General features: G+C 67.6%; 21 protein-coding genes. 9 read left to right on the top strand and 12 right to left on the bottom strand.

Annotation, left to right across the window (positions count from 1 at the left end; all coding sequences use genetic code 11):
• Window positions 1-11: 11 nt before the first annotated feature.
• Window positions 12-2,114, bottom strand: a complete 2,103-nt coding sequence (locus ACVT6V_RS24470) for an oxidoreductase (protein ID WP_489896677.1) — start codon at window positions 2,112-2,114, stop codon at window positions 12-14.
• Window positions 2,115-2,410: 296 nt separating this feature from the next.
• Here ACVT6V_RS24470 and ACVT6V_RS24465 point away from each other — a divergent pair, with 296 nt between their 5' ends.
• Complete coding sequence (locus tag ACVT6V_RS24465) at window positions 2,411-3,013, top strand: TetR/AcrR family transcriptional regulator (RefSeq protein WP_489896676.1); 603 nt, start codon at window positions 2,411-2,413, stop codon at window positions 3,011-3,013.
• Between the two features lie 79 nt (window positions 3,014-3,092).
• On the opposite strand, the gene ACVT6V_RS24460 is transcribed toward ACVT6V_RS24465, so the two are convergent.
• The 6 genes from ACVT6V_RS24460 to ACVT6V_RS24435 form a co-directional block, all read right to left on the bottom strand.
• Window positions 3,093-4,505, bottom strand: coding sequence for an aspartate ammonia-lyase (locus tag ACVT6V_RS24460; protein ID WP_489896675.1), 1,413 nt, complete (start codon window positions 4,503-4,505; stop codon window positions 3,093-3,095).
• Between the two features lie 177 nt (window positions 4,506-4,682).
• A complete protein-coding gene (locus tag ACVT6V_RS24455) occupies window positions 4,683-5,852 on the bottom strand; it encodes a M20 family metallopeptidase (RefSeq protein ID WP_489896674.1) in 1,170 nt (389 codons plus the stop codon).
• Window positions 5,849-6,523 (bottom strand): DUF1028 domain-containing protein, encoded by a 675-nt coding sequence (locus ACVT6V_RS24450; RefSeq protein WP_489896673.1) that lies wholly within the window; start codon window positions 6,521-6,523, stop codon window positions 5,849-5,851. Before ACVT6V_RS24450 ends, ACVT6V_RS24455 begins: the two co-directional genes overlap by 4 nt.
• Complete coding sequence (locus ACVT6V_RS24445) at window positions 6,520-6,972, bottom strand: RidA family protein (RefSeq protein WP_489896672.1); 453 nt, start codon at window positions 6,970-6,972, stop codon at window positions 6,520-6,522. Before ACVT6V_RS24445 ends, ACVT6V_RS24450 begins: the two co-directional genes overlap by 4 nt.
• A gap of 40 nt (window positions 6,973-7,012) precedes the next feature.
• Window positions 7,013-8,308, bottom strand: coding sequence for a flavin-containing monooxygenase (locus tag ACVT6V_RS24440; protein ID WP_489896671.1), 1,296 nt, complete (start codon window positions 8,306-8,308; stop codon window positions 7,013-7,015).
• Between the two features lie 181 nt (window positions 8,309-8,489).
• Window positions 8,490-9,278, bottom strand: coding sequence for a CPBP family intramembrane glutamic endopeptidase (locus ACVT6V_RS24435; RefSeq protein ID WP_489896670.1), 789 nt, complete (start codon window positions 9,276-9,278; stop codon window positions 8,490-8,492).
• 257 nt (window positions 9,279-9,535) lie between these two features.
• Here ACVT6V_RS24435 and ACVT6V_RS24430 point away from each other — a divergent pair, with 257 nt between their 5' ends.
• From ACVT6V_RS24430 to ACVT6V_RS24395, 8 genes are all read left to right on the top strand, one after another.
• Complete coding sequence (locus ACVT6V_RS24430) at window positions 9,536-10,741, top strand: XdhC family protein (protein ID WP_489896669.1); 1,206 nt, start codon at window positions 9,536-9,538, stop codon at window positions 10,739-10,741.
• Window positions 10,742-10,770: 29 nt separating this feature from the next.
• A complete protein-coding gene (locus ACVT6V_RS24425; protein WP_489896668.1) occupies window positions 10,771-11,658 on the top strand; it encodes an FAD binding domain-containing protein in 888 nt (295 codons plus the stop codon).
• 48 nt (window positions 11,659-11,706) lie between these two features.
• Window positions 11,707-12,237 carry a (2Fe-2S)-binding protein gene (locus ACVT6V_RS24420; RefSeq protein WP_489896667.1) on the top strand — a complete coding sequence of 177 codons (531 nt, stop codon included), beginning with the start codon at window positions 11,707-11,709 and terminating at the stop codon, window positions 12,235-12,237.
• Entirely contained in the window at window positions 12,234-14,633 is a 2,400-nt protein-coding gene (locus ACVT6V_RS24415; RefSeq protein ID WP_489896666.1) for an aerobic carbon-monoxide dehydrogenase large subunit, read from the top strand. Before ACVT6V_RS24420 ends, ACVT6V_RS24415 begins: the two co-directional genes overlap by 4 nt.
• 112 nt (window positions 14,634-14,745) lie before the next feature.
• The gene (locus ACVT6V_RS24410) at window positions 14,746-15,726 is read left to right on the top strand and encodes an XdhC family protein (RefSeq protein ID WP_489896664.1); all 981 of its coding nucleotides are present in this window, start codon (window positions 14,746-14,748) and stop codon (window positions 15,724-15,726) included.
• Window positions 15,723-16,334 carry a nucleotidyltransferase family protein gene (locus ACVT6V_RS24405; RefSeq protein WP_489896663.1) on the top strand — a complete coding sequence of 204 codons (612 nt, stop codon included), beginning with the start codon at window positions 15,723-15,725 and terminating at the stop codon, window positions 16,332-16,334. The genes ACVT6V_RS24410 and ACVT6V_RS24405 overlap by 4 nt, the downstream gene beginning before the upstream one ends.
• Window positions 16,334-17,218 (top strand): AAA family ATPase, encoded by an 885-nt coding sequence (locus ACVT6V_RS24400; RefSeq protein WP_489896662.1) that lies wholly within the window; start codon window positions 16,334-16,336, stop codon window positions 17,216-17,218. The genes ACVT6V_RS24405 and ACVT6V_RS24400 overlap by 1 nt, the downstream gene beginning before the upstream one ends.
• Before the next feature lie 34 nt (window positions 17,219-17,252).
• A complete protein-coding gene (locus ACVT6V_RS24395; protein ID WP_489896661.1) occupies window positions 17,253-18,470 on the top strand; it encodes a vWA domain-containing protein in 1,218 nt (405 codons plus the stop codon).
• 23 nt (window positions 18,471-18,493) lie between these two features.
• On the opposite strand, the gene ACVT6V_RS24390 is transcribed toward ACVT6V_RS24395, so the two are convergent.
• From ACVT6V_RS24390 to ACVT6V_RS24370, 5 genes are all read right to left on the bottom strand, one after another.
• On the bottom strand, window positions 18,494-19,462 hold the full coding sequence (locus tag ACVT6V_RS24390; RefSeq protein WP_489896660.1) for a LysR family transcriptional regulator: 969 nt from the start codon (window positions 19,460-19,462) through the stop codon (window positions 18,494-18,496).
• Window positions 19,463-19,503: 41 nt separating this feature from the next.
• Window positions 19,504-20,127: a TetR/AcrR family transcriptional regulator gene (locus tag ACVT6V_RS24385; RefSeq protein ID WP_489896659.1), complete on the bottom strand. Its 624-nt coding sequence runs from the start codon at window positions 20,125-20,127 to the stop codon at window positions 19,504-19,506.
• Between the two features lie 31 nt (window positions 20,128-20,158).
• Window positions 20,159-21,982: a hydroxysqualene dehydroxylase gene (locus tag ACVT6V_RS24380; protein WP_489896658.1), complete on the bottom strand. Its 1,824-nt coding sequence runs from the start codon at window positions 21,980-21,982 to the stop codon at window positions 20,159-20,161.
• Between the two features lie 448 nt (window positions 21,983-22,430).
• Window positions 22,431-23,960 carry a PH domain-containing protein gene (locus ACVT6V_RS24375; RefSeq protein ID WP_489896657.1) on the bottom strand — a complete coding sequence of 510 codons (1,530 nt, stop codon included), beginning with the start codon at window positions 23,958-23,960 and terminating at the stop codon, window positions 22,431-22,433.
• Window positions 23,947-24,372, bottom strand: a complete 426-nt coding sequence (locus ACVT6V_RS24370) for a PH domain-containing protein (RefSeq protein WP_489896656.1) — start codon at window positions 24,370-24,372, stop codon at window positions 23,947-23,949. Before ACVT6V_RS24370 ends, ACVT6V_RS24375 begins: the two co-directional genes overlap by 14 nt.
• Between the last annotated feature and the right edge of the window lie 35 nt (window positions 24,373-24,407).

The following is a 24,407-nucleotide window of genomic DNA, read 5'->3' as shown; positions in this document are numbered from 1 at the left end:
CCGGCGGCGGACTACACCCTCGCGACGGGCGCGTGGAACACCGGCTCGATGGACAGCTGGGTGACCTCACGACGGAACGGAACCGGATCGTCGTTGTGCGGCACGTCGAGTTCCTCGGCGAACCGGTGACCCGACCAGACCGCGGCGGCGATCGTCGACGGCGCCCAGGCGTCGCCGATGCCCTTGACCGTGCTGATCCCCGCTGCGCTCCAATCGTCTTGGCGTGCGTGCAGGGCGGTGTAGAGCTCGTCGTGGGGGAGTCGTGCGGTCACTAAGACCACGGAGTCGGCCTCGAGCGCACCGGCCCGACCGGTGAACCGGCAGGCGGTGTCCACGCGGTCGGAACCGATCGCGGTCACGGTGGTGTCGGTGCGCACCTCGACGCCGGCCTCGATGATCCGGGCCCGGATGCGGTGGGCCTCCATGGTGTTCGTCGTCCATTGCGACACCTGCGGAACGGGGGTCACCAGGGTGACCGCATAGCCCTCGTTGGCCAGCAGTTCGGCGATCACGGCGCCGAGGTAGTAGTGGTCGTCGTCGAACAGGACGACCCGATTTCCTGTGGGGCGCATGCCCGTCATGATGTCGTCGGGGGTCAGTACGTCGGCGGCGGAGTCGACGGCAATCGGGTGGGTGTGCCAGCGGCCCACGCCATCCCGCCGCCACGACGATCCGGTGGCCACGACCACATGGTCGAAGCCGTACTCGAGGATGTCCTGCTCGGTCATCGGCGACTCGCGGTAGACCTCGACGTTGTCGAGCCGGTCGAGCTGCTGCAGTCGGTAGTCGATGACCCGGATCCACGCGGACAGCCCGGGCAGCTTCGACTCTCGGGCGACGCGGCCACCCAGGGTGCGTGACGCCTCGGTCAGTGTCACCGGGTAGCCGCGATTGCCCAGGGCGCGAGCGGCTTCCAGTCCCGCGGGGCCGGCCCCGACGACGAGGACCGAGGAGTCCGACGCCTTGGGGGCGATGCGTTCGGGGTGCCAGCCGCGCCGGAACTCCTCGCCCATGGTCGGGTTCTGGGTGCAACGGATGGGGGACATGGTGAAGTCGCCCGACACGCACATGTTGCAGCCGATGCACTCGCGGATGTCCTCGAGGTCGCCGCGTTCGATCTTGTTGGGCAGGAACGGGTCCGCGATCGACGGCCGGGCGGCGCCGATCAGGTCGAGAATGCCGCTCTTGACGTGCCGCACCATGGTGTCGGGAGAGGTGAACCGCCCGACGCCCACGACGGGCTTGGTGGTCAGCTGCTTGAGTCCGGTGACGAAGGGTTCCTGCTCTGCCTCGGGGCCGAAGCGGGAGGTCACCGAGTCGTCCTCCCAGCTGCCCAACACCAGATCCCACAGATCGGGGTGTTCACCGATGAGCCCGAAGACGTCCTGCATCTCGGCGCGTGTGATGCCGTCGTCGCCGAGGAGTTCGTCGACCGAGATCCGGCAGGCCACCGCGGCCTTGCCGTCGGCGATCTCGCGGGTGTCCTCGAGGATCTCCCGGATCAGCCGGACGCGGTTTTCCAGGCTGCCGCCGTACTCGTCGGTGCGGTTGTTGTAACGCGGCGAGAGGAAATGGTGCAGACCACCGATCGCGTGGCCGGCGTAGACGTAGACGATGTCGTAGCCGGCCTTCAGCGAACGGTGGACCGAGTCGGCATGCCATTTGCGGAGGTCGACGATGTCGGCCTTCGTCATCGCGCGGGCCTGGACGGGGTCGAGATTCCACGACACGACGGGCAGATGCTGCGGCCCCAGCGGGGTCTCACGGCTGATCAGGTTCGGGCTGTTGAGGCCGTTGTGTGCCAGTTCGATGCCGGCGAGTGCGCCGCCCTCGTGGATCTGCTCGGCGATGCGGGCGATGGCCGGCATGTCCTGGTCGTCCCAGAGTCGCAGTTCGATGAACGGCCCGATGTCAGAGGTCGGATGGATCTCGACCTGTTCGGTGCAGACCACGGCCCATCCGCCCTCGGCCTTGACCCGACGCATGGCGGCTTCACCCGACGGGTCGCGGTAGCCCATTCCGTTGCAGTGGGGCACCTGGAAGAAGCGGTTCCGGGCCGTGACCGGTCCGATCTTGACCGGTTCGAACAGGATGTCGTAGCGAGGGTCACGCATGGGATGTCTCCATCAGTGGGGCTGTGGGGGTCGTGGCTTGGGGGTCGAGGCTGGTGGTCAGGGGCTGCGGGTCAAACCGTGGGGTCCCTGGCCGTCGATCGGTGGTGATCGCTGGGGATCCAGGATTCTTTGAGTTCAATCGCAAAGAATGATTCGACGGTAACCTGCGGCGATGCCGGGGCGCTACTCTGTTGCCTACATCTCGTCTTGCGAATATTCGAAGCTGTTCATCGGCGCGGCCGAAGCAATGCCCCCATTTGCATCCGTGACGCCGTAGCAGGCAGGATTGGCGAACCATGGCCCGCCCCCGCCGACAGGACGCCCGTCGCGCCGAGATCATCACTGCCGCAGCCCTCGCCATTGCCGAGCGCGGGCTCGTCGGGCTGCGCATCAAGGACATCGCCGCCGCCGCGGGACTGTCGCCGGGGTCGGTCGCCTACTACTACCCGGAGCTCGACGACTTGCTGCTCGCCGTCCACGAGGCGGCCGTGACCCGCTTCTATCGTGCGCGCCAGGAAGCCATCGCCGACATCTCGGACCCGGTGCAGCGACTGCGCACTCTGGTCGAACTGGGCATCTGCGATCCCGACGATCCGATGAGTCCGGCGCTCTACGAATTGCACCTGCACGGCGCGCGTGCGGCTCGGCACGCCGAGTTGATGACACAACTCTTCGACCTGGAGGTGTCGCTCTACCGGGAGGTGATCGACCGCGGCGTCGCCGACGGTGTGTTCGCGGTCGACGGTGACGTCGGCGACATCGCCGCGGCGGCGGTCGCTCTCGAAGACGGATTCGGGCTGCACCTGGTGGGCCGGACCCGGCACGTCCACCCGGCAACGGTGCGCGTCACGCTGCGCCGATTCCTCGCCGCCGCACTGAGATGCGCTGCGCTGACGTAACAGTCGGCTGTTGCAACAGTCGGCAGTTGCCAACAGCCCGCCGCTGCCAACAGCCGGCCGCTGCCCGTCGGGGCTTCTGTCAGTGTGGCGCGGGAGTTCTCGGCCCGCAGAGGTGGTCCGGGCTCAGGACACGTTCGAGCACCTCGTCGTCGACCAGCGCCGAGCGACGGACCAGCTCCGGGATCGACAAGCCTGTGGCGACCGACTCCGCGACGAGTGCGGTGGCCGCCTGATAGCCCAACACCGGGTTGAGTGCGGTGGCCAGCCCGGCCGAACCGAGCACGGCATCACGCATGCGGTCCGGGTTGGCCGTGATCCCGCGGATGCACCGGTCGCCCAGCACATCGACGGCAGCCCTCAAGTGGCTCAGCGAGGAAAGCAGTGCCCGGGCGATGATCGGCTCGAAGGCGTTGAGCTGCAACTGGCCTGCCTCCGCGGCCATCGTCACGGTGAGGTCGTTGCCGATCACCTCGAAGGCGACCTGGTTGACGACCTCCGGAATCACCGGGTTGACCTTGCCGGGCATGATGCTCGAGCCCGCCTGCACCGGAGGCAGATTGATCTCCGCGAGACCTGCGCGTGGACCGGAGGACAGCAGGCGTAGATCGTTGCAGATCTTGGACAACTTGACCGCGGCCCGCTTCGTCACCCCGGACAGCTGCACGAACGCGCCGACGTCGGAGGTGGCCTCCACGAGGTTGCCCGCGGTGGACAACGGCAGCCCGGTGATCTCGGCGAGGCGAGCGCACACGAGTGCGCCGTAGCGGGGGTGCGCGTTGAGCCCGGTTCCGATCGCCGTGCCGCCCAAGTTGATCTCGGCGATGAGCACCGACGCCTCGTCGATCCGGTCCGCGTCCTCGCCGATGGTGACCGCGAAGGCCCCGAACTCCTGACCGAGCGTCATGGGAACCGCATCCTGCAGCTGTGTGCGGCCGATCTTGAGCATGTCGGCGAACTCGACAGACTTCGTGCTCAACTGTTCGACAAGCCCGCGCAGGGCGCTCGCGAGTGACCGGGAAGCGGTGCCCAGGGCGATCTTCACCGCGGTCGGGTACACGTCGTTGGTGCTCTGGCCGAGATTGACGTGTTCGAGCGGGTGGATGATGCGGTAGTCGCCACGGGCGTGGCCTCTGATCTCCAGCGCGCGGTTGGCGATCACCTCGTTCGCGTTCATGTTGGTCGACGTGCCGGCGCCGCCCTGGATCTGGTCGACGACGAACTGGTCGTGCAGCCGGCCGTCACGGATCTCGATACAGGCCCCAATGATCGCGTCGGCGATCTCGGTGTCGAGGAGCTCGAGTTCGCGGTTCGCCTCGGCCGCTGCTTGTTTCACCGCAGCGAGTGCACAGACGAGGTCGGCGTTCCGGGAGATGGGTACTCCGCTGATCGGGAAGTTGTCCAGGGCGCGTGCGGTGTGCACGCCGTAGTATGCGTCGGCGGGTACCTCGCGGTCGCCGAGCAGATCGTGTTCGGTGCGGGTGGTGTTCGTCATCGGCGTTGTCCCGTCTGCGGATCGTGGGCGTGGTCTCGATACGCTCGCTCGCCTGGCGGCTCGCGGGCTACTCGACCAGCGGGGACTCGGGTGGTGGTGGCGGTTACTCGGCTAGCGGGGGATCGCCTGGTGGCTCGCGGGTTACTCGGCCAGCGGGGGCTCGGGTGGTGGCCGCGGCTACCCGGAGGCCGGGTTGGCGGACAGCAGATGGCCGCGGACGGCGGACTCGGTGGCCGCGTCGACGATGGTGCCGGCGAGCGCGAGTGCGCCCTGCGCGATGGCGGTCTCGGCCGCGGGAGTGATGGTCGCGGCGGCGAATTCGGGCTGATGATTGACCGCCGGCAGTGAGTCGATGCCTATGTAGGGATGGATCGCCGGCAACACCTGGGACACGTTGCCCATGTCGGTGGATGCCCGCGACATCGTCGTGTCGGGTCCGGTGCCGAACCGTCGGCCGGCCGCGAGCGCTCGCCTCTCGTAGCAGGCGAGCAGGAGTTCGTCGGTGCGAAACTCGGCGTACGGCTTGGATTCCGGCGTCACGGTCAGTGTTGCGCCGGACGCGAGCGCCCCGGCCTCGAAGCAGCGCATGACCCGGGGTTCCACCTCGGCGAGCTCGGCGAGCGTCTCGGCGCGCACGTACCAGCGTCCCTCGGTGTGTTCGGGGATGGCATTGGGTGCCTCGCCGCCGCGGGTCATCATGCCGTGTACCCGCACCGATGAGGGGAGCTGCTGCCGGAGAAGGCCGATCGCGATCTGCGCGATGGTGAATGCGTCGGCGGCGTTGGTGCCACGCTCCGGGTAGGCGGCCGCATGCGCGGATTTCCCGTGGTATTCGATGTGGCTGTGCGACACCGCGAACGGATGTGCGCGGGCAACATCGGCGGGCCCGGGGTGGACCATCGCGGCCGCATGCTGGCCGGCGAATCCGTCGCGTTCGAGCAGTTCGATCTTTCCGCCGCCGCCCTCCTCGGCAGGGGTGCCGACAACGGAGAGGGTCACACCGAGATCGTCGACCAGGGGTGCGAGCGCCGCCGCTGCTCCCACCGTGATGGCCGAGATCAGGTTGTGCCCGCAGGCGTGCCCGAGGCCGGGGAGGGCATCGTATTCGGCGCACAACGCGATGTGCAGGTTCCCGGTGCCGATCCGTGCGGCGAACGCGGTGTCGAGGCCGCAATACCGCTCGGTGATGTCGAACCCGGCATCCGTCAACGACGAGGCCACCCGACGTGCGGAACGCTCCTCTTCCCAGGCGACCTCGGGATGATCGAAGAGATCGCGGGACAGTGCGACCAGACCCGGGTGTGCGGACGCCACGCGCGACGTCAGAACCTCATCGAGGGCTGTCACAGGTCCCCCGGTACGCCGTAGGAGGGTGCCCGGGTGGGGTCGACGCCACGCACGCGATAGTCGTTCTTCTGTGGCTGCCAGATCTGCCACAGGTTGGTCAGGTCGGTGAGCGGGTCCTCGGCGAAGTCGACGCGCAGGTCGGTGACCGGCCAGGGGACATCGTCGACGACCAGCAGGCCCGCGGAATGCACCGGACCCGCCTCACCCCCGGCGCGCAGAGCCGCGCGGAGACCGTCGAGGAGACGCTCTTCGAGGGTGTCCGAACCGCTTTCGACGTAACCGGACAGCATCGCGGCGATCACGTCCCGGTCGGCGAGCAGGTTTCCGGCGGCGACGGCACCGTCACCCTGTGCGTCGGCGTGGACACCGAGGCTGTGCGCACCGGAGTGCGCCGCGGTGTCGCCGTGGGTGTCGACGACGGTCAGTTGGCGGTGTTCCGGGAATTGCTCTTGTGCCAGTGCAGATTTCAGTCCAGCTTCGGCGGTCGCTCCGTCGGCGAGCTGGTCGAGGACGGCCGGACCGAGAGCGGGGTTGGTGATGTTCTGGGAGGCGACCACACCGACGCCGGCTCGCGCATGGGCGCAGCGGGCGGCCACAGCGGGACTCGACGAGCAGATCACGATGCCGAAGGCGCCCGTCTCGCGGTCGCGTGCCACCAGTGAGAGGGTCATCGGCCGGTCTCCTTCGGCTCGCTGAGCACGGCCGTGGCGTCGATCTCCACCAGCCACTCCGGGCGGGCCAATGCCTCGACCACGAGCCCCGTCGACACCGGGTAGACACCCTTGAGCCAGCGACCCATCACGCGGTAGACGGTCTCGCGGTAGCGGATGTCGGTGAGGTACACGGTGACCTTGACGATGTCGCGCACCGAGCTGCCGGCCTCGTCGAGCAGCAGGGCGATGTTGCTCATCGCCTTCTCCGTCTGGGCCTCGACGTCGCCGATGCCCACCGATTCGCGGGTGTCGAGATCTTGACCGATCTGTCCGCGCAGATAGACCACTCCGCCGGCCACCACGGCCTGGCACAGATCGTTGTCGAGGTTCTGTTCGGGGTAGGTGTCGCGGGTGTTGAACGGCCGGATGCGGGTGTGGGTCACCTCGGGCGTGTGCGTGCTGGTCATCGGCGATGATCCTCTCGGCAGTGGTGATCGGGGCTGGATGTCAGGAAACCGGTTGCGGCTCCGGGATATCGGCGTACGGCGTGTTCTCGCCGGCCGGGTACGCGGCCAGATAGCCCCGCTGGATCGCGATCTGATCGGCGAGGTACTTCGCGTCGTGCCACACACCCCAGATGAAGCTCGATCCGCGCCGCGAGAGCCACGGCAGGCCGAGGAAGTAGACACCCGGCTCCGACGAGACGCCGCGCTGGTGGCGCGGCCGTCCGTCCTCATCGAAGGCGTCCACCTGCAGCCAGTCGTAGTCGTGCGCGAAGCCGGTTGCCCACACGATCGAGGTGATCCCCGCGGCGGTGAGTTCGAGATGCCGGATCGGGTCGGTGACGCAGGCGGGGTCGGGCCCGAGAGTGCGCGCAGCGGGCTCCGCGGGTAGATCGAGTCCGGTGCGGGCGACGAAGTCGTCCGCCTCGTCGAGCATCGACAGGTAGTTCGCGTCGCCGGCGTCGATGTTGGCGCGCAAGTCGTCATCGAACTCCAGGGTGCCGTCGGCGTAGGTGCCGGCTCGGCCCAGCAGGGTGATGCCGCTCGCGGCCAGCGAACGGAAGTCGACGGTGTGGCCGCCGTGTGCGCCACTGACGGCGATGGTCACGTGCTCGGCTCCCTGCGGTGGGGACGACATGTCCCACTTGCCGAGAACGCCCAGCCACCAGCAGAAGTCGCGTCCGCGATAGCTGCGCGGCGGACGGTCGTGGGGCCCGACCGCGAGGTAGACCTGACGCCCGGATCTGCGCAGCTCGTCGGCGATCTGGACGCCGGACGAGCCGGCGCCGACGATCAGCACGGCGCCCTCGGGCAGTTCTTCGGGATTGTGGTACGAGCTGGAGTGGATCTGGTGGATGCGGGTGTCCGGTGGCACGACCGGGGGAATGACCGGCTTCTGGAACGCGCCGGTCGCGGCGACGACGTAGCGCGCATCGATCGTGCCCTCCGATGTCTCGACGGTGAATCCCGGGCGTCCGTCGTTGCGACGGACCGCTCGCACCTCCACGCCGGTGCGGATGGGGGCGTCGATCTTCTCGGCATAGGTGCACAGGTAGTCGGCGACCTGTTCCTTCGTCGCGAAGCCATCGGGGTCGATGTCGAATTCGAGGCCGGGAAAGCGGTCATGCCAGGCCGGTCCGTTGGCGACGAGGGAATCCCATCGCCACGAGCGCCAACGTTCGGCGACCCGGTCACGCTCCACCACGAGATGTGGCACGCCCTGCGCGCCGAGGTGCTCGCTCATCGCGATGCCGGCCTGACCCGCACCGACGACGAGGACCTCGATCTGCTGGTCGATCATCTCAACCTCCGCTGTTCATGGAATCGGTTCGTTGGAAACCATGATTCAGCGCGGTGTTGCATCTGTACAGCGGAGATAATCGTGCTTCTACATCGGTTCAGCCGAATCCATCGGTTCAGCCGAAGACATCGGTTCAGCCCAAGTCACGGAGCGTTGGGAGTCCGACCCAGCGGAATGGAGCTCAGGAGGCCGCGGGTCCGCTCTCCGGCGACTTACGTGGAAACACTTTGCGGATGGTGGCCAGCGCGACGATGGCGAGCACGATGTCGGCGAGTATGAACAGGAACGCGCCGAGACTGATCGAGTCACCGATGGTGCACGTGAACAACCCGAAGTCCCAGAACCCGTGCATCACCATGGCGGCGATCAGTGACCCGGACACCCGGCGGGTCAGGTAGAAGAAATAGCCTGCGACCGCGGTGGTGAGCACCTGCGGGATCGCGCCGAGCCCCTCGGAGAAGATGTTGGTGGCGTGCGCCAGACCGAAGATCACCGACGTCCACAGCGCGACCATCCCTTCGCTGTAGCCCGCCTCCCGGAAGGTCACCACACCCACGCCGCGGAAGATGCCTTCCTCGCTGAATCCGACGGCCATCGTGCCGATCAAGAGCAGGATGGTGTACGTCAGGCCCTTGTCGGCCAGCCGCGAATAGGCGGTCCCGGCGGCCACCGCGATCAGCAGCACGATGGGGAACACCCACACCCAGCGGGGCAGCCGATGCTCTTCGACGAACACCGGACGCCACCACCGGAGGACCCCGACCACGATCACCACGATCAGGCAGCCGAGGCCGGTGGTCACCCACAGGCCTCGCGTGATCTCGGCGATGCTCTCGAAATTCCCGTACTCGGTGCCGCTCGGCTTGGTCAGCTCGGGCACCGTCTGGATCACCAGGAGGTAGCCGATGACCAGGAGCACAAAGCCCCAGATCGGCAGCCGACGTCGTGTCTCCGATGGTTCTGGGGCCATGGATGCTTCTCCGTTCGTCGTCCTGAAGGCGATCAGGGCGCTTGCGTGCGTCGTGGCGTCATCACTATTTCACAGGGGGCCCCGCACGACGTGCCGACGAACCGGGGTGGGGATACGTTTCCCGGAGAGGAAGGGCGCCCTAACCTCAGTGAACACTGAGGTGTGGGTTGACGCTGCGCCGAATCGGCGCAGACTGGACAGCGTCACGCTGTGACGCGGGACACAATGGTGTGTCCGCTCGAGTCGAGGATGTGTAGATGCGAGAGATCCTGCCCACGCTCGTGGAGCATTGGCGCAACGGTGAGACCGTCGGGTTGACGACCGTGGTGACGACGTCCGGCTCGGCGCCACGCCAACCGGGTGCAGCAGCGATCCGGCTGGCCGACGGCAACGTACTCGGGTCGGTGTCCGGAGGGTGCGTCGAGGGCGCGGTGTACGAACTCGCCGGCGACGTCATGCAGTCCGGTGTGCCGCAGGCCGATCGATACGGCATCGCCGACGACGACGCATTCGCCGTCGGTCTCACCTGTGGCGGCATCCTCGACGTCTTCTGCGAGGCGGTGTCGCAGCAGAGTTGGCCCGATCTCGGCGAGCTCGCCGACGCCGTCGAAGCGCGTCGCCCGATCGCCGTGGCCACCGTGACCTCGAGTTCGGACGCTGCTGTGCTCGTCGGCAGCCATCTCACCGTCACGCCGGACAGCGCTAGCGGCACGCTCGGCGAGGAGAACCTCGACCGGGTGGTGGCCCAGGACGCCCGTGGTCTGTTGGACCTCGGGGAGACATCGATTCTCCGATACGGTTCCGAGGGCCTTCGCACCGGCGACGGCATCACCGTGTTCGTCAACAGCTTCGCGCCGTCACCCCGCATGATCGTCTTCGGAGCCATCGATTACGCGTCCGCGGTCGCACAGGCGGGTGCATCCCTCGGCTACCACGTGACGGTCTGCGATGCCCGCGGCGTGTTCGCCACGAGGCATCGGTTCCCCGCCGCACACGAGGTCGTCGTCGATTGGCCGCACCGCTACCTGCGCGCCGAGATGGCCGCCGGGCGAGTCGATTCGCGCACCGCGATCTGTGTGCTCACCCACGACCCCAAGTTCGACGTGCCGGCCCTGCTGGCCGCTTTCGAGACACCGGAGGGCGCCTACATCGGCGCGATGGGGTCGCGGCGAACCCACGAGGACCGGCTGCGCCGACTACGCGAGGAGGGGGCCTCCGACGCGGATCTCGCCCGTCTGCATTCGCCCATCGGGCTCGACCTGGGGGCACGCACGCCTGCCGAGACCGCGGTGTCCATCGTCGCCGAGATCATCGCCAGGCGACGAGGCGGCAGCGGGCTCAATCTGGCCCGGCTGACCGATGACATCCACCCCGGAGAGGCCCACCGCGCCGGCAGTGGGACCCGACGTCCGCTCGGGTCCAGACATTCGGTCGAGACTCACCACTCCGTCGAGTCCCAGTAGATCTGTCGAGTCCCACCAGAGGAGACACCATGCAGGTACCGGCTCCCTTCGAATACGAACGTGCGACGAGCGTCGACGACGCCATCGGTCTCCTCGGGCGGCTGGGTGACGAGGCCCGGTTGATCGCGGGCGGGCACAGTCTGCTCCCGATGATGAAACTCCGGCTCGCGACGCCCGAATACCTCATCGACATCAACGATCTCCACGACGAGCTCGGCTACATCCGGTTCACCGACGACGACGTGCGGATCGGCGCGATGACCCGCCACTGCGAACTGCTGGCCAACGACCCGCTGTTCGCGGCCTTCCCCATCTTTCGCGACGCCGAGAAGGTGATCGCGGACCCCGTGGTCCGCAACCGGGGAACCCTGGGCGGGTCCCTCTGCCAGGCCGACCCATCCGAGGACCTGTCGAGTGTCTGCACCACGCTCAACGCGAGCTGCGTGATCCGCGGTGCCGATGGCGAGCGGGTGGTCACCATGACCGAGTTCCATCGCGGACCCTACGAGACGGCGGTCGAGCAGAACGAGATGCTCATCGAGGTCCGGATTCCCATCCGCTCCGGTGGCGCCAGCGCGTACGAGAAGGTGGAGCGTCGCGCGGGCGACTGGGCCGTGGTGGCCGCCGGCGCGGCGTTGTGGCTGACCGACGGGGCGATCGCCGACGCGCGGGTCGGCCTGGCTGCGGTCGGTGCGAACACCACCGGGATCCCGGCGATCTCGGAGGCGTTGCGGGGTCAGGCGCCGACCGAGGCCGCTTGGGCACGGGCCGGGGAGATCGCCGCAGAGGTGTGTGATCCGGTGACCGACGGCCGCGGAACCGTCGAATACAAACGGCATCTCGCCGACGAGCTGACCAAACGTGCCCTTCGCCGCAGCGCCGAGCGGCTGGGTGTCGGCGCGGTGACGTCGGCCTGAGTTCGTGACAGCCCTGACCGCGACAGCCTTGATACAGAGGAGATTTCGATGCAAGTGACGATGACCGTCAACGGTGAGTCGGTGACCCGCGACATCGAGCCGCGCCTGTTGCTCGTGCACTTCCTCCGCGACCATCTCGGGTTGACGGGGACCCACTGGGGCTGCGACACGAGCAACTGCGGCACCTGTGTGGTGCAGCTGGACGGCCGGCCGGTGAAGTCGTGCACGGTGCTCGCCGCCATGGCCGGTGGCCATGAGGTGCGGACCGTCGAGGGCCTGGAGCAGGGCACCACCCTGGATCCGCTGCAGCAAGGGTTCATGGAATGCCATGGGCTGCAATGCGGATTCTGCACCCCGGGCATGCTGATGACCGCTCGTGCGCTGCTGGACGAGAACCCGGACCCCACCGAGGACGAGATCCGCGAAGCGATCAGCGGGCAGATCTGTCGCTGCACCGGGTACACCACGATCGTGCGTTCGGTGCAGTGGGCCGCGCGACATCCCGACGGTGCCGCGCAGGAACAGAACACCACCGCCGACGCGGCGACCGAGGACACCACGGCAGGAGCGGTCCGATGACCATCACCACACCTCCGGAGCCTGCGGCGGCGGATCTGGTCGACAACAACCAGAAGCCGGTCGGGTACGGCCGGATGCTCCGCAAGGAAGATCCACGTTTCATCCGCGGTCTCGGTCGATACGTCGACGACGTGCAACTGCCCGGCATGCTGCACATGGCGATCCTGCGTTCCCCGGTCGCCCACGCGAGGATCGTCTCGATCGACACCTCGGCGGCCGAGGCGTTACCCAAGGTGAAGGCCGTCATCACCGGCGAGACGCTCAAAGGTCTGGGACTGGACTGGATGCCGACGCTGTCCAACGACGTGCAGGCGGTCCTGGCCACCGACAAGGTGCGGTTCCAGGGTCAGGAGGTCGCGGCCGTGGTGGCCGAGGACCGTTATGCGGCACGGGATGCGCTCGAGCTCATCGACGTCGACTACGACATCCTCGAACCCGTCTGGAACGTGCGCCAGGCCCTCGACGAGTCGGCGCCGGTCATCCGCGACGATCTCGAGGGCAAGACCGACAACCACGTCTTCGACTGGGAGACCGGGGACAAGGCCGCCACCGACGCGGTGTTCGCATCCGCAGACGTGGTGGTCAGCCAGGACATCGTGTACCCGCGGGTGCATCCGGCCCCGATGGAGACCTGCGGCGCGGTGGCCGATTTCGACCGGGTCGACGGGAAACTCACGCTGTGGTCGACGAGTCAGGCGCCGCATGCCCACCGCACCCTGTATGCGATCGTCGCCGGGATTCCCGAGCACAAGATCCGGGTCATCTCACCCGATATCGGCGGCGGATTCGGCAACAAGGTGCCCATCTATCCCGGCTACGTGTGCGCCGTCGTCGGATCGATCGTCACCGGCAAGCCGGTCAAGTGGATGGAGGACCGCACCGAGAACCTGACCAGTACCGGTTTCGCCCGCGACTATGTGATGCGGGGTGAGATCGCCGCCACGAAGGACGGCCGGATGCTGGCCATCCGCACCAACGTGCTCGCCGACCACGGCGCGTTCAACGGCGTTGCCGCACCCGTGAAGTACCCGGCGGGATTCTTCGGTGTCTTCACCGGCAGCTATCAACTCGAGGCCGCGTACTGTTCGATGACCGCGGTCTACACCAACAAGGCGCCCGGCGGTGTCGCGTATGCGTGTTCGTTCCGGATCACCGAGGCGGTCTACCTCGTCGAACGGTTGGTGAACTGTCTTGCCTACGAACTGAAGATGGATCAGATCGCGTTGCGGCGCAAGAACTTCATCCGTCCCGACCAGTTCCCGTACACCACCAAGACCGGGTGGGTGTACGACTCCGGCGACTACGACGCGGCGATGGTCGAGTCGATGCGGATCGCCGACTACGACGCGCTGCTCGCCGAACAGGCAGAGAAGCGCGAGCGCGGCGAGCTGATGGGGATCGGTGTCGCATTCTTCACCGAGGCCGTCGGCGCCGGGCCACGCAAGGATATGGACATCCTGGGTCTCGGTATGGCCGACGGATGTGATGTGCGCGTGCATCCCACCGGCAAGGCCGTCGTGCGGCTGTCCGTGCAGTCGCAGGGCCAGGGACACGAGACGACCTATGCGCAGATCGTGGCCGAGGAGCTCGGCATCCCGCCGGACGACATCGACGTCGTCCACGGCGACACCGACAACACGCCGTTCGGTCTCGGCACCTACGGCAGCCGATCGACACCGGTGTCGGGGGCGGCGGCCGCGGTCGCGGCGCGCCGGATTCGCGACAAGGCGAAGCTCATCGCATCGGGCATGCTCGAGGTGTCGGTCGCGGATCTGGAGTGGGAGAAGGGGTCGTTTCACGTCAAGGGTGATCCCGGTCAGTCGGTGACCATCGCCGACATCGCCATGAAGGCACATGGTGCCGGTGACCTCCCGCCCGGCGTGGAGGGAGGATTGGACGCATCGGTGGTCTACAACCCCGCCAACCTCACCTATCCGTTCGGCGCATACATCTGTGTGGTCGACATCGATCCCGACACCGCGGTGGTCAAGGTGCGGCGATTCGTGGCGGTCGACGATTGTGGCACCCGGATCAACCCGATGATCATCGAGGGACAGGTGCACGGTGGTCTCACCGACGGCGTCGGCATGGCGCTGATGGAGGTCATCGAGTTCGATGAATCGGGCAACTGCCTCAACGGATCTCTGATGGACTACCTGATCCCGACCGCGCTCGAGGTACCCCACTGGGAGACCGGGCACACCGTGACTCCGTCGCCGCACCACCCGATCGGCGCCAAGGGCGTCGGCGAGTCGGCGACGGTGGGCTCGCCGCCCGCGGTGGTCAACGCGGTGGTGAACGCACTGGAGCCGTTCGGGATTCGCCACGCAGACATGCCGTTAACCCCGTCGCGGGTCTGGGAGGCGATGCGGGGTCGGGCACGACCGCCGATCTGAGCAGCAAGAACCGGCAGCGACAACCAGGAGCGGCGACGAGCAGCGACGACCAGCAGCAGAAGACCAGCAGCAGAAGACCAGCAGCAGAAGACCGGCAACGAGAGGAGCCCGCATGACATCCGATGATCGGAGGTCGCTCGCCGAGTTCGCCGCCGAACTCACCGGTCGGCGTATCCCGTTCGCGCGGGCGACGGTGGTGCGCGCCCAGTCGCCGACCTCCGCGCATGCGGGTGATCAGGCGTTGGTGACCGCGGACGGGCAGATGCACGGATTCGCGGGCGGTCAGTGTACGGCCGAATCGGTCCGTCTGGCGGCCGTCGACTCGATCGCCGACGGTGAGGGTCTGCTGCTGCGTATCGTCCCGGACGGCGCCGAGGACTATCCGGAGACGCCGGGGGCGAGGGTGGCGGTCAACCCGTGTCTGTCCGGTGGGACCCTGGAGATCTTCATCGAGCCGGTGTTGCCCGCCCGGATCGTCCACGTCGTCGGTGATACTCCCATCGCACTGGCGGTCGTCGAGCAGGCACGGTTGCTGGGATTCGATGTTGCTCATGACGACTCCGCCGAACCAGGTGAGCCGCCGATGGCGACGTCCGACGGCGCGGTGGCGTCGATCGTGTGTACCCATGGGGGTGATGAGGCCGGACTGATCCGGTCCGCACTGGATCACGACGTGCCGTTCGTCGGCCTGGTGGCGAGCCGGACGCGGGGAGCCGCGTTGCTGGATGCGATGGAACTGACGGCGGGCCAACGAGACCGGGTGCACACGCCCGTGGGGCTCGACATCGGCGCGGTGACGCCGCCGGAGATCGCGCTGTCGGTACTCGCCGAGGTGGTCGCGGCCATCCGGCGTGGGGGAATCGCCGCACGAACGGAGCCGGCCGCGATCGACACCGGCGGAGGTCCCGGCGAGGATGCCGTCACGCGGCCCGGAATCCGTCGGGAGGTGGACCCGATCTGCGGGATGACGGTATTGGTGACCGAGGACACCCCGGAATACGTCGACGATTCCGGCCGACACTGGTTCTGCTGCCCCGGATGTCGCAACACCTTCATCGCCCGCGCGACCGGCGGCCTGCAGGCGGCCCGATGACGGCACCGGTGTGCGCGGTGGTGCTCGCGGCCGGCGGCTCCCGCAGACTCGGCCGACCAAAACAGTTGTTGCCGTACGCGGGGAGCACCCTGCTCGGCGCGACGCTCGACAGCGTTCGAGGCCAGGGATTCGACCAGATCCTCGTCACCCTCGGCGCGGGCGCCGACGACGTGGCGGCCGGTGTCGATCTGCACGGTGTCACCGTGGTGCGCAACGACGACTTCGGTACCGGTTGCTCGTCATCGATCCGGAAGGCGATCATGCACATCGATGCCGCCGCAGACGGAGCGGTACTGCTGTTGGGCGATCAGCCCGGCGTGCAGGGTGCGGCGGTGCACGCGCTGGTGGCCGCGGCGTGCCGGTCATCGATCGGCGCCGTCCGGTACCGAGACGGCCTCGGTCACCCGTTCTGGCTGGGACGCTCGATCTTTCCCGCCGTGGCCGAGTTGCACGGCGACAAGGGTGTATGGCGATTGATCGATGCGGCGGGCGCCGATCTGATCACCGTCGATGTCGACACCGACACTCCGATCGATGTCGACACCGAAGACGATTACCGCAGACTGCTGGCGAACGCGCCGGACGTCGGTTCGGTGAGGCCCGCCTGATGGATTCCGGCGAGCCACTGTTCTCCTCACCCCAGGACGTTGCGCAGCTTCTCGACTCCGTCGACTACCTCGCCGACGAGGGGCTGGCCACCGCGTTGTTCCTGGCCACCTCGCTGCAGATGCCGATCCTGCTCGAAGGTGAACCGGGAGTGGGCAAGACATCTGCGGCGACCGCCCTGGCCGCGGCGCTGCACACCGAGTTGATCAGACTCCAGTGCTACGAGGGTCTGGCCGCACACGATGCACTCTACGAGTGGAACTATCAGCGACAGCTGTTGGCCATCAAGATGTCCGAGACCCGCGGCCAACCACTCGCCGATGCCGATCTGTATGCGCCGGAGTTCCTTTCCGAGCGACCCCTGCTCGCCGCGATCCGGTATGAGGGTGAGAAGCCGCCGGTCCTGCTCATCGACGAGATCGACCGTGCCGACGACGAATTCGAGGCGCTGCTGTTCGAGTTCCTCGGCGAGGGGGCGGTCACCATCCCCGAGCTCGGCACCATCCGCGCCCGGCGTCGGCCACTGGTCGTGCTCACCTCCAACCGAAGTCGAGAGCTGCATGAGGCGCTACGGCGCCGATGCCTGTATCACTGGATCCCATACCCCGGGGCGGCGCAGGTCGCCGCCGTTCTGCGTCGTACCGTCCATGGCGCGTCCGACAGCCTCATCGCCGACGCCTCCGTGTTCGTCGGCCGTGTCCGCGAACTCGACCTCGACAAGCCGCCGGGCATGGCGGAGGCGATCGACTGGGTGTCGGCGCTCATCACGCTCGGAGTCTCCGAACTGATGCCGACGACGGTGCAGCCCACCCTCGGAACGCTGGTGAAGACGCCCGACGACCAGGAGACCCTGGTCGAGGCGCTCGACCGCGGGGCCTTCCTGTGATGGCTGCGGTTCGACGATTCGGGGCCGCGGGTCGATGACCGGCGGGCCGGTCCTCGCGCGCATCGATCGCGCCGCGTTCGCCGCCGGATTCACCGAGCGGCTCCGCACCGCGGGCGTACCGGTCGGGCAAACCGACGCGTCGGCGTTCTGTCGCGCGTTGGAGGCGATGCCGCGTGGATCCGTGTCCGTTCGTCGCGAGCTCTACTGGTTCGCGCGGATCACTCTGGTGCGCAGGCACTCTGACCTAGGCAGGTTCGACGCGGTGTTTGCCGCGGTCTTCGACGACGCGGTGTTCTCCCTGGACCCGGTGGCACTGCGGGGCTCGGTGTCGGCGCCGCGAGGCGATCAGTCGATGGCGGTGCCCGGCCCGCATGCCGGTGCGGATGACACCTCCGACGGGTTGCCATGGGCGACGTTGCCGCGGATGGCGGTGACCGACGACACCGTCGACGACGACGGGGAGGGCGCACCGGTCTGGATTCCGCGGCCGAGCGCGATCGAGGCGATCGCGCGGGTCCCGTTCGATCGGTTGGATCCCGGCCAACTCCGGTTGATCGAGGCCTGGCTGGACGGGGCCGCGGAGAGGTGGCCGAAACGCCGCGGGCGCAGGGAGCGCACTCTGGTCGCAGGGCGTCGGATCGATCTGCGCCGCACGCTGGCGAACTCACGGCACACCGGGTGGGAGGTGGCCGATGTGGTCTATCGCGGGCCGATGTGGCGGGCCCGACCTATCGTGATGGTCTGCGATGTCTCCCAGTCCATGCAGGGCTATGCGAGAGCGTATCTGCACATCATGCGTGCGTTGTCACGGCGCGGCCGCAGTGAGACGTTCGCATTCAGTACAGGACTGACCCGGATGACGCCGATCCTGGCATCCTCGTCCATCGACGATGCCGTCGAGTTGGCGGGTGCGAAGGTGGTGGATCGCTTCGGCGGTACCCGTATCGCGGCGAGTCTGGACGCGCTGCTGGCGTCGCGTCATGCGCAGAGCCTGCGCGGTTCGATCTGTGTGATCGCCTCAGATGGATGGGATTCCGATGATCCGGCCCGTCTGGAGCGGGCGATGGCCCGGATCGCGCGCCGGACGTTCACGGTGATCTGGCTCAATCCGCGTGCCGGAGCTCCCGGCTACGAACCACTGGTGGGTGGAATGGCCGCAGCTCTACCGTACTGTGATCGGTTTCTTCCGGCAGCGACCGTTGACGACCTCTCCGGGATGATCACCGCGATCACCGAGGCCCGCCGTCGATAATCGCAGGTTCCGTGGAGTCTCGCTCAATTCCACAGGGTGACATAGACGGCCGGACGAAAATGTTTCACCGGGACACCGGATCCGCGCAGCATCGCCTGCATGGCCTTCGGGGTCGCGACGAAGCGCATGAGCTCGCCGGCAGTGCGGGTGGCGTCGTGGGAGAGTGCCATCGCGCTCCACGTCTCGCGGCGGTGCGCTTTTGCGCCGTCCACCCGGACAAGTCGCCCGGTCTGCAGGTCCGAGTGCACGGCGAATGTCAGCGCCAGCGTCAACCCGGTGCCGCGCTGTGTCTCCTCCCAGGCCGCGGCATCGCTCTGGAAGATCCGCTGGCAATCCTCGGCAACACCGAGGCGTGCCAGCATCTCGGGGATCGCACCGCGTCTGCCGGCCGCCGACGGGCCGAGATTCCACGGGGTGCCGGCGAGTTCCTCGGGACTCACGCGCCGCCGCGCGAGCGGATGTGAGGGCGCCGCCATCACCTCGACGTCGTAGGTGAGGAACTCCTTGACGCTCAGGGCGGGACCGTCGTGGCCGGCCTCGGTTTCCAGAGGTGCCGGTCCGATCGCGACGTCGACGGCACGCGAGGCGAGCAGAGAGGAGAACTGATCCGGCGGTTGGACACTCAGTTCCACCTCGAGATCCTTCGCCCGTTTGGTGAACAGGTCGATCAGACCTCCGGCGGCATGTTCGGCGAACAAGCTGGACGCGGCCACCCTGATCGTGCGCCGGCCGCCGGCGGCCGCCTCGACCTCGCTCACGGTCTGATCCTGCAATCCGAGGATCTCCACGGCACGGGCGGCCAGCCGCAGCCCGCCCGGCGTGAACGCGAGGCCGGAATGTGTCCGCCGGAAGAGCTGATCGCCCAGGCTCTTGCGGAGCTGCGCGACATGCATCGACACCGCCTGCTCGGTGAGGCCGAGCTCGGCGGCCGCCTGCTTGACCGACCCGGTCCGCACGATCGCGACGAACGCGCGCAGCTGGGTCGAGGTCATGATGCCCATGGTAGTGACCGGCCGCGCGCGCCCGGTCGCGATCAGAGCAGGTAGGTTCGCGTCATCGCCTTCCACAGATCCAGATGCGGATCCGTTCGCGGGTCCCGGCGATCGATCAGGTAGGTCGTGGCCACGCCGCGCATGCTGGACAACAAGAGTGGATACAGCTCGGGATACCTTGGGTGAGCGGTCAACTCGTCGCCGAGGAACCCGGCGACGGCCTGTCGTACGGTCGGTCCGAGTCGTCGTTCGGTCGGCAGCAGCGCGCTACGCAGTTGTTCGTTGGTCCGTGCCGCGATCCACAACTCCATGGACGCGACAAAGTAGGGCTGATGAAAGGTACTCCAGCCGAGTTCGATCGCCGGGCCGATCCGTGCTGCAGGATTGTCCGGCCAGTCGACCTGGGATGGCATCTCCTCGATTCGCGTGCGAGCAAGGTGGTCGACGGCGGCCATGAAAAGTCGGTCGCGCGAGGGGTAGTGGTGGAGCAGGCGGCCGCGGCTGACACCCGCCTCGGCTTGGATCGCGAGGGTGCTGGCCCGCGCGTAACCGCGCTCGACGAGCACACGGATCGCTGCATCCATGATCTGATGACGGGTGCGGTCACCGCGTTGCTGCGTGACGGCACCCTCGCCGCGCGGGAGGTTGTGCGCCGTTGCGTTCACCCACCGATCCTATCCGCCGACGCCACCCCGCTCAGGCATCGAGGAAGTGGGGTAACCCTGCGCGATAGCGCGCGCGGTCCTCGGCCTTGATCGGATCGAGCATGGGTAGCTCTGCCAATGGGAACACCGATGCCGGTCGTGCGGGACTGTCCGCCGCGGCGAGAATCGCGTTGGCCGCTCGACGCCCGGACTCGTTGGCTCCTTCCATCGTCGCCAGATCGATGTTCGTGCGGACGTGATCGCCGCCGATGAAGAGGTTCCGAATTGCAGTGTGGGCGGTGGGCCGGTGGTGATAGGAACCGGCCGTGTTCACCATCAGCGGGGTTGCGTTGGCGATCTGTGGCGACCATGTGATCCCGGGGTCGAGTGACCACGTGACGATCTCCTCGCTGCGCAGCAACCTGTTGCCTGCGGAGTTCATGGCGCGACTCATCTGCGCCCACACCTCGCGGGCGATCTCCCGCTTGGTGCAACGTCTGGCGGGCTTGCCGTAGAGGATGCCGGGCTTGTCCCAGTCGGAGATGTCGATGGACAGGCAATCACGGGTTCGGCCGTCGCCGTAGGTCTTGGCGAAGTCGACATTCCATGGTCGTGCCTGGAAGAGGCCGGTCAGGGCCCACGGTGTGCCCAAGGCGGCGATGTGGCCGGGTGGCAGTTCCGTCTGGCGGGAGAGGAAGTACTGGATCCCCACCATCCAGTCGTCCTGGAGGCGCCGGATGCCCGCCAACGATGGATCGGCGCGCAGCACGCTTCCGGTGAGCAACGGTTTGAGTCGATCGATCGGGATGGCCGCCACATACCAGTCGGCAGTCACGGTTCCGCCGGACGTCAGGCGCGCACCCGTCACCCGCCGATCCGAGACCTGGAAGTCTGCGACCCCGTCGCCCATCACGAATTCGACTCCGCGACCACGCAGGTAGGCCACCCACGGACCGATCCACGCGTGACTGGTGGGGGCGTTGAGGATTCGGTCGACACCACCCTGCACGAGGCCGGCGTCGTATTGGCCGAGCAACCCGGTCGCCGATGTCGCCAGGGCCAATCCGATCTGCCCGATGGTGCGTGCCGACGCGGTCTGCGACTTCGCCGCCACCAGGGCTCGGGTGAGGGCACCGGCCAGATACCGTTGATATGCCGACGATTTGCCCTTCGCCTTGACGAACTGTACCCAGGACTGCTGTTCCCACTGGCCGAGTCGTCGTTCCTCGCAGCTCGTCGCGATGATCAGCTCGCGGGTCACGAAATAGGCGAGCTCGTCGGGCGGGACGTCGGCGACGAATTTGAGTCCCGTTGTCAGGGCGTTGCGGAGGTTGTCCAGTTCGAGGACCGCGGGACCGTGTTGGACGGCTCCCACGAGGGATGTCGGGGCCGTCGTGGGAGCGTAGCCGGAGTCGTCGAAGGCGATGACCGCCGTCTCGACACTGATGAGATGACGGTCCCTGACGGTGCCGCCGGCCACCGGGATTCGTTCCATCGTTTCCGGGACATGCTGGTAGCAGCCGGGGAAGAAGCGGAAACCGTGCTCACCGGGCAGGGCGAGACGACCGCCACGGGCGGTGCCGGGAACGTCGTGGCTGCGTGCCTTCCCGCCGAGATACGCCGGTTCGTACACGGTGACGCGGAACCCGCGTTCGACGAGTTCGTGTGCCGCGGCGAGTCCGGACATACCACCGCCGAAGATGGCGACCTCACGTCCTCGACCCCGGCCGGTCCGTGGAACTGCCTGTGCCGATGGCACTGTGACGTTCGGCATGGCGACCGCGGTGCCCGCCAGCACGGCGGCCGCCGCCGCCCCCGTCAACGCCGACCGGCGAGAGAACCGGCCCTTGTCCTCGTTGGTGTCCTCGTCGTTCATGTCCCCGTCCCTTCCAATCAGTCAGCACTGACTGATTGTGGGTTTACCACTGTCCGACGGACCGTTGGGACTGATTCGGGAAAAAGTCTCAAATAACCTGGTCAATCGTCTCACTAGGCATGTCTGGGCGCCTTCTCCCGGGGTGGGCGCTAGCGGAGGGCCGCACGCGTTGGGCCCTTCGTGACGCATCGCTCGTTCCTCGCGAGGCTCCTCAGGGACCGGGTTGGTGACGATCGCTCGTTCCTCGCGAGGCTCCTCAGGGACCGGGTTGGTGACGCATCGCTCGTTCCTCGCGACCGGGGTGGCGGCGCTTCGCTTGTTCATCGGGGCCGGAGTGGTGGCGCTTCGCTCATTCCTGGTGACCGGGGTGGTGGCGCTTCGCTTGTTCCTCGTGACCGGGGTGGTGACGCTTCGCTTGTTCCTCCGGTCCGGGACGCTCGCTCGTTCGTCAGCGTGTCAGGAACGGCGCGAGCAGATCCGGCGACACGGTCGCCATCAGTTCGGCGGCGGCGGATTCGTCGAGGTCGACGGCGGTGTACGCCTCCGATCCCGCGGCGGTGGCGAGGATGACGGTCTCCACGCCCTGGCGACGTTGGAACATCGACGCCCGCGACGCCCAGCCGACGGTGCCCGTACGGTCCAGGACGTACCGGTGACGCGCGATCCGCGGCGGCGCGATGACCACCGACCGGTCGGTGATGTCGTGACCGAGATGGTGATAGCGAACCATGCCGAGGAGGCATGAAATCAGGACCACGAGAACTGCGAGGATCAGCCACGGCCAGGTCAGAGGGCCGGCGACCAGGGCTGCCAGGATCGCGGCCACCACCAGGCCGGACCAGAATCCGCGGGTGACACGGCGTACCAGTGCCACGTGGCCGTGCCGCCGCAACCGTCCGGTGAGTTCGCCGTCGCCGTGCGTCACCAGCCGACCGACCCGGATGGCCTCGGCGGCCGGTGCCGGTGGCAACAGCAGTGGATGTTTGGACGAACCCGTGGCGATGGCATGGAGGCGGGCCCCGTCCAGCGGCTGCATCAACACCGGTTGATGGAGGTGCACGCCGCGGATGCGGTTCTCGTCGAGGCTGGAGGCATTCGTGGTCAGCAGACCGCGACGGATGCGTAGGGTGCCGTCGTCCGGGTTGCGAGCCAGCGAGAAGTTCCAGTACCCCAGCACGTATCCGCCGACCGACAACAGGGCGCCGACGGCGAGCACCGCGAGCACGACGACGGTGATCACCACCGGCACCGGGACGTCGCGGACGCGGTCGACGGCCTGTTCGGCGGCGGTCGCCCCCTGCTCGAACAAGCCCGCGTCATTGGCGAACTGTGCTGCCAGCCCACCCGCGGCGGCGGCTGCGGCGAACCCGGTCATCTGGAACGGTGCGAACCGCAACCAGGACAGTCGAAGCTGCGAGAGCAGCTGTGGGGGAGTCGAGGGTGGGTGCGCGCCGGCAGCGTTGACATCCGATCGCCGGACGCGTGCGGCCGTCGCCATCAGGTGGTCGTGCAGGGCGTCGGCATCAGTTGCGGTGATGGCGTTGAGCTCCACCACCGACGAGTCCTTGTCGCCGCCGGTGCCGATACGGATCTTCTTCAGACCCAGCACCCGATGGGGCAGGGATGCGGTCAGGTCAACACTTCGGATCCGATCGCGCCGTGCTGTCGCGACCTTGCGGGTGAGCAGTCCGCTCCGCACGCGGACGTGTTCCTCGGTCACCTGATAGCGGGTGACCAGCCACGGCACGATGGTGACCAGCGGGACCGCGACGACCGTGAGGATGATACTGAGGCTCGGGGCGCCGCGTCCGGCGAAGAGTATGGCGATGACCAGCGGGATGAGCTGGGGCAACTGTTCTATCGGCTTGACCGCGATCATCCAGGGCGACAGCCGATGCCATTCGTCGGGGTTGTCGTCGAGTGCATCGGCGACCGGTGGGCGGCCGCCGGGCGGGAGGGGCTGCTCAGGTCGCGTCATCGGAGTGTGCCTGGGTGCGTGCGGTGAGATCTGCCGCGGCTCGACGGGCGCTCGCGGCGTCGAGCCCGACGACCCGGATGGTCCCTGCCGACGATGCGGTGGTGACGGTCAGTGTCGCGAGGTTCAACAGCTGTTCGATCGGTCCCGCCGCGGTGTCGACGACCTGGATGCGGGCGATGGGGATGATCACCCGGCTCCGCACGAACCATCCGGACTGGGTGTAGACAGCGTCCTCGGTGACCTCCCACCGATGAAATCGATACCTCCACACCGGCACGACGGTGACGAAGAAGGCGGCGATCAGCACGGTCAGCACCGCGACCACCAGCGCAGGCCAACGGATTGTGTCGACCATCCAGGCGAGGACGACGGCGACCGCCAGCAGCGGGATGGCCGGCAGGAGCGGTGTCATCCGCCACATGGTCAGGGCGCGAGGATCGACCTGGT

It is taken from the genome of Gordonia sp. LMA167, from assembly GCF_058130025.1.
The sequence above is the reverse complement of the archived record's forward strand: the minus strand, read 5'-3'. Positions and strand labels throughout refer to the sequence as shown.

Coding starts and splice junctions, on each gene's coding strand:
- ACVT6V_RS24470 (WP_489896677.1), bottom strand. CDS start 2,114: ATGCGTGACCCTCGCTACGACATCCTGTTCGAACCGGTCAAGATCGGA.
- ACVT6V_RS24465 (WP_489896676.1), top strand. CDS start 2,411: ATGGCCCGCCCCCGCCGACAGGACGCCCGTCGCGCCGAGATCATCACT.
- ACVT6V_RS24460 (WP_489896675.1), bottom strand. CDS start 4,505: ATGACGAACACCACCCGCACCGAACACGATCTGCTCGGCGACCGCGAG.
- ACVT6V_RS24450 (WP_489896673.1), bottom strand. CDS start 6,523: ATGACCCTCTCACTGGTGGCACGCGACCGCGAGACGGGCGCCTTCGGC.
- ACVT6V_RS24445 (WP_489896672.1), bottom strand. CDS start 6,972: ATGACCAGCACGCACACGCCCGAGGTGACCCACACCCGCATCCGGCCG.
- ACVT6V_RS24440 (WP_489896671.1), bottom strand. CDS start 8,308: ATGATCGACCAGCAGATCGAGGTCCTCGTCGTCGGTGCGGGTCAGGCC.
- ACVT6V_RS24435 (WP_489896670.1), bottom strand. CDS start 9,278: ATGGCCCCAGAACCATCGGAGACACGACGTCGGCTGCCGATCTGGGGC.
- ACVT6V_RS24430 (WP_489896669.1), top strand. CDS start 9,536: ATGCGAGAGATCCTGCCCACGCTCGTGGAGCATTGGCGCAACGGTGAG.
- ACVT6V_RS24425 (WP_489896668.1), top strand. CDS start 10,771: ATGCAGGTACCGGCTCCCTTCGAATACGAACGTGCGACGAGCGTCGAC.
- ACVT6V_RS24420 (WP_489896667.1), top strand. CDS start 11,707: ATGCAAGTGACGATGACCGTCAACGGTGAGTCGGTGACCCGCGACATC.
- ACVT6V_RS24415 (WP_489896666.1), top strand. CDS start 12,234: ATGACCATCACCACACCTCCGGAGCCTGCGGCGGCGGATCTGGTCGAC.
- ACVT6V_RS24410 (WP_489896664.1), top strand. CDS start 14,746: ATGACATCCGATGATCGGAGGTCGCTCGCCGAGTTCGCCGCCGAACTC.
- ACVT6V_RS24405 (WP_489896663.1), top strand. CDS start 15,723: ATGACGGCACCGGTGTGCGCGGTGGTGCTCGCGGCCGGCGGCTCCCGC.
- ACVT6V_RS24400 (WP_489896662.1), top strand. CDS start 16,334: ATGGATTCCGGCGAGCCACTGTTCTCCTCACCCCAGGACGTTGCGCAG.
- ACVT6V_RS24395 (WP_489896661.1), top strand. CDS start 17,253: ATGACCGGCGGGCCGGTCCTCGCGCGCATCGATCGCGCCGCGTTCGCC.
- ACVT6V_RS24390 (WP_489896660.1), bottom strand. CDS start 19,462: ATGACCTCGACCCAGCTGCGCGCGTTCGTCGCGATCGTGCGGACCGGG.
- ACVT6V_RS24380 (WP_489896658.1), bottom strand. CDS start 21,982: ATGAACGACGAGGACACCAACGAGGACAAGGGCCGGTTCTCTCGCCGG.
- ACVT6V_RS24375 (WP_489896657.1), bottom strand. CDS start 23,960: ATGACGCGACCTGAGCAGCCCCTCCCGCCCGGCGGCCGCCCACCGGTC.
- ACVT6V_RS24370 (WP_489896656.1), bottom strand. CDS start 24,372: ATGACACCGCTCCTGCCGGCCATCCCGCTGCTGGCGGTCGCCGTCGTC.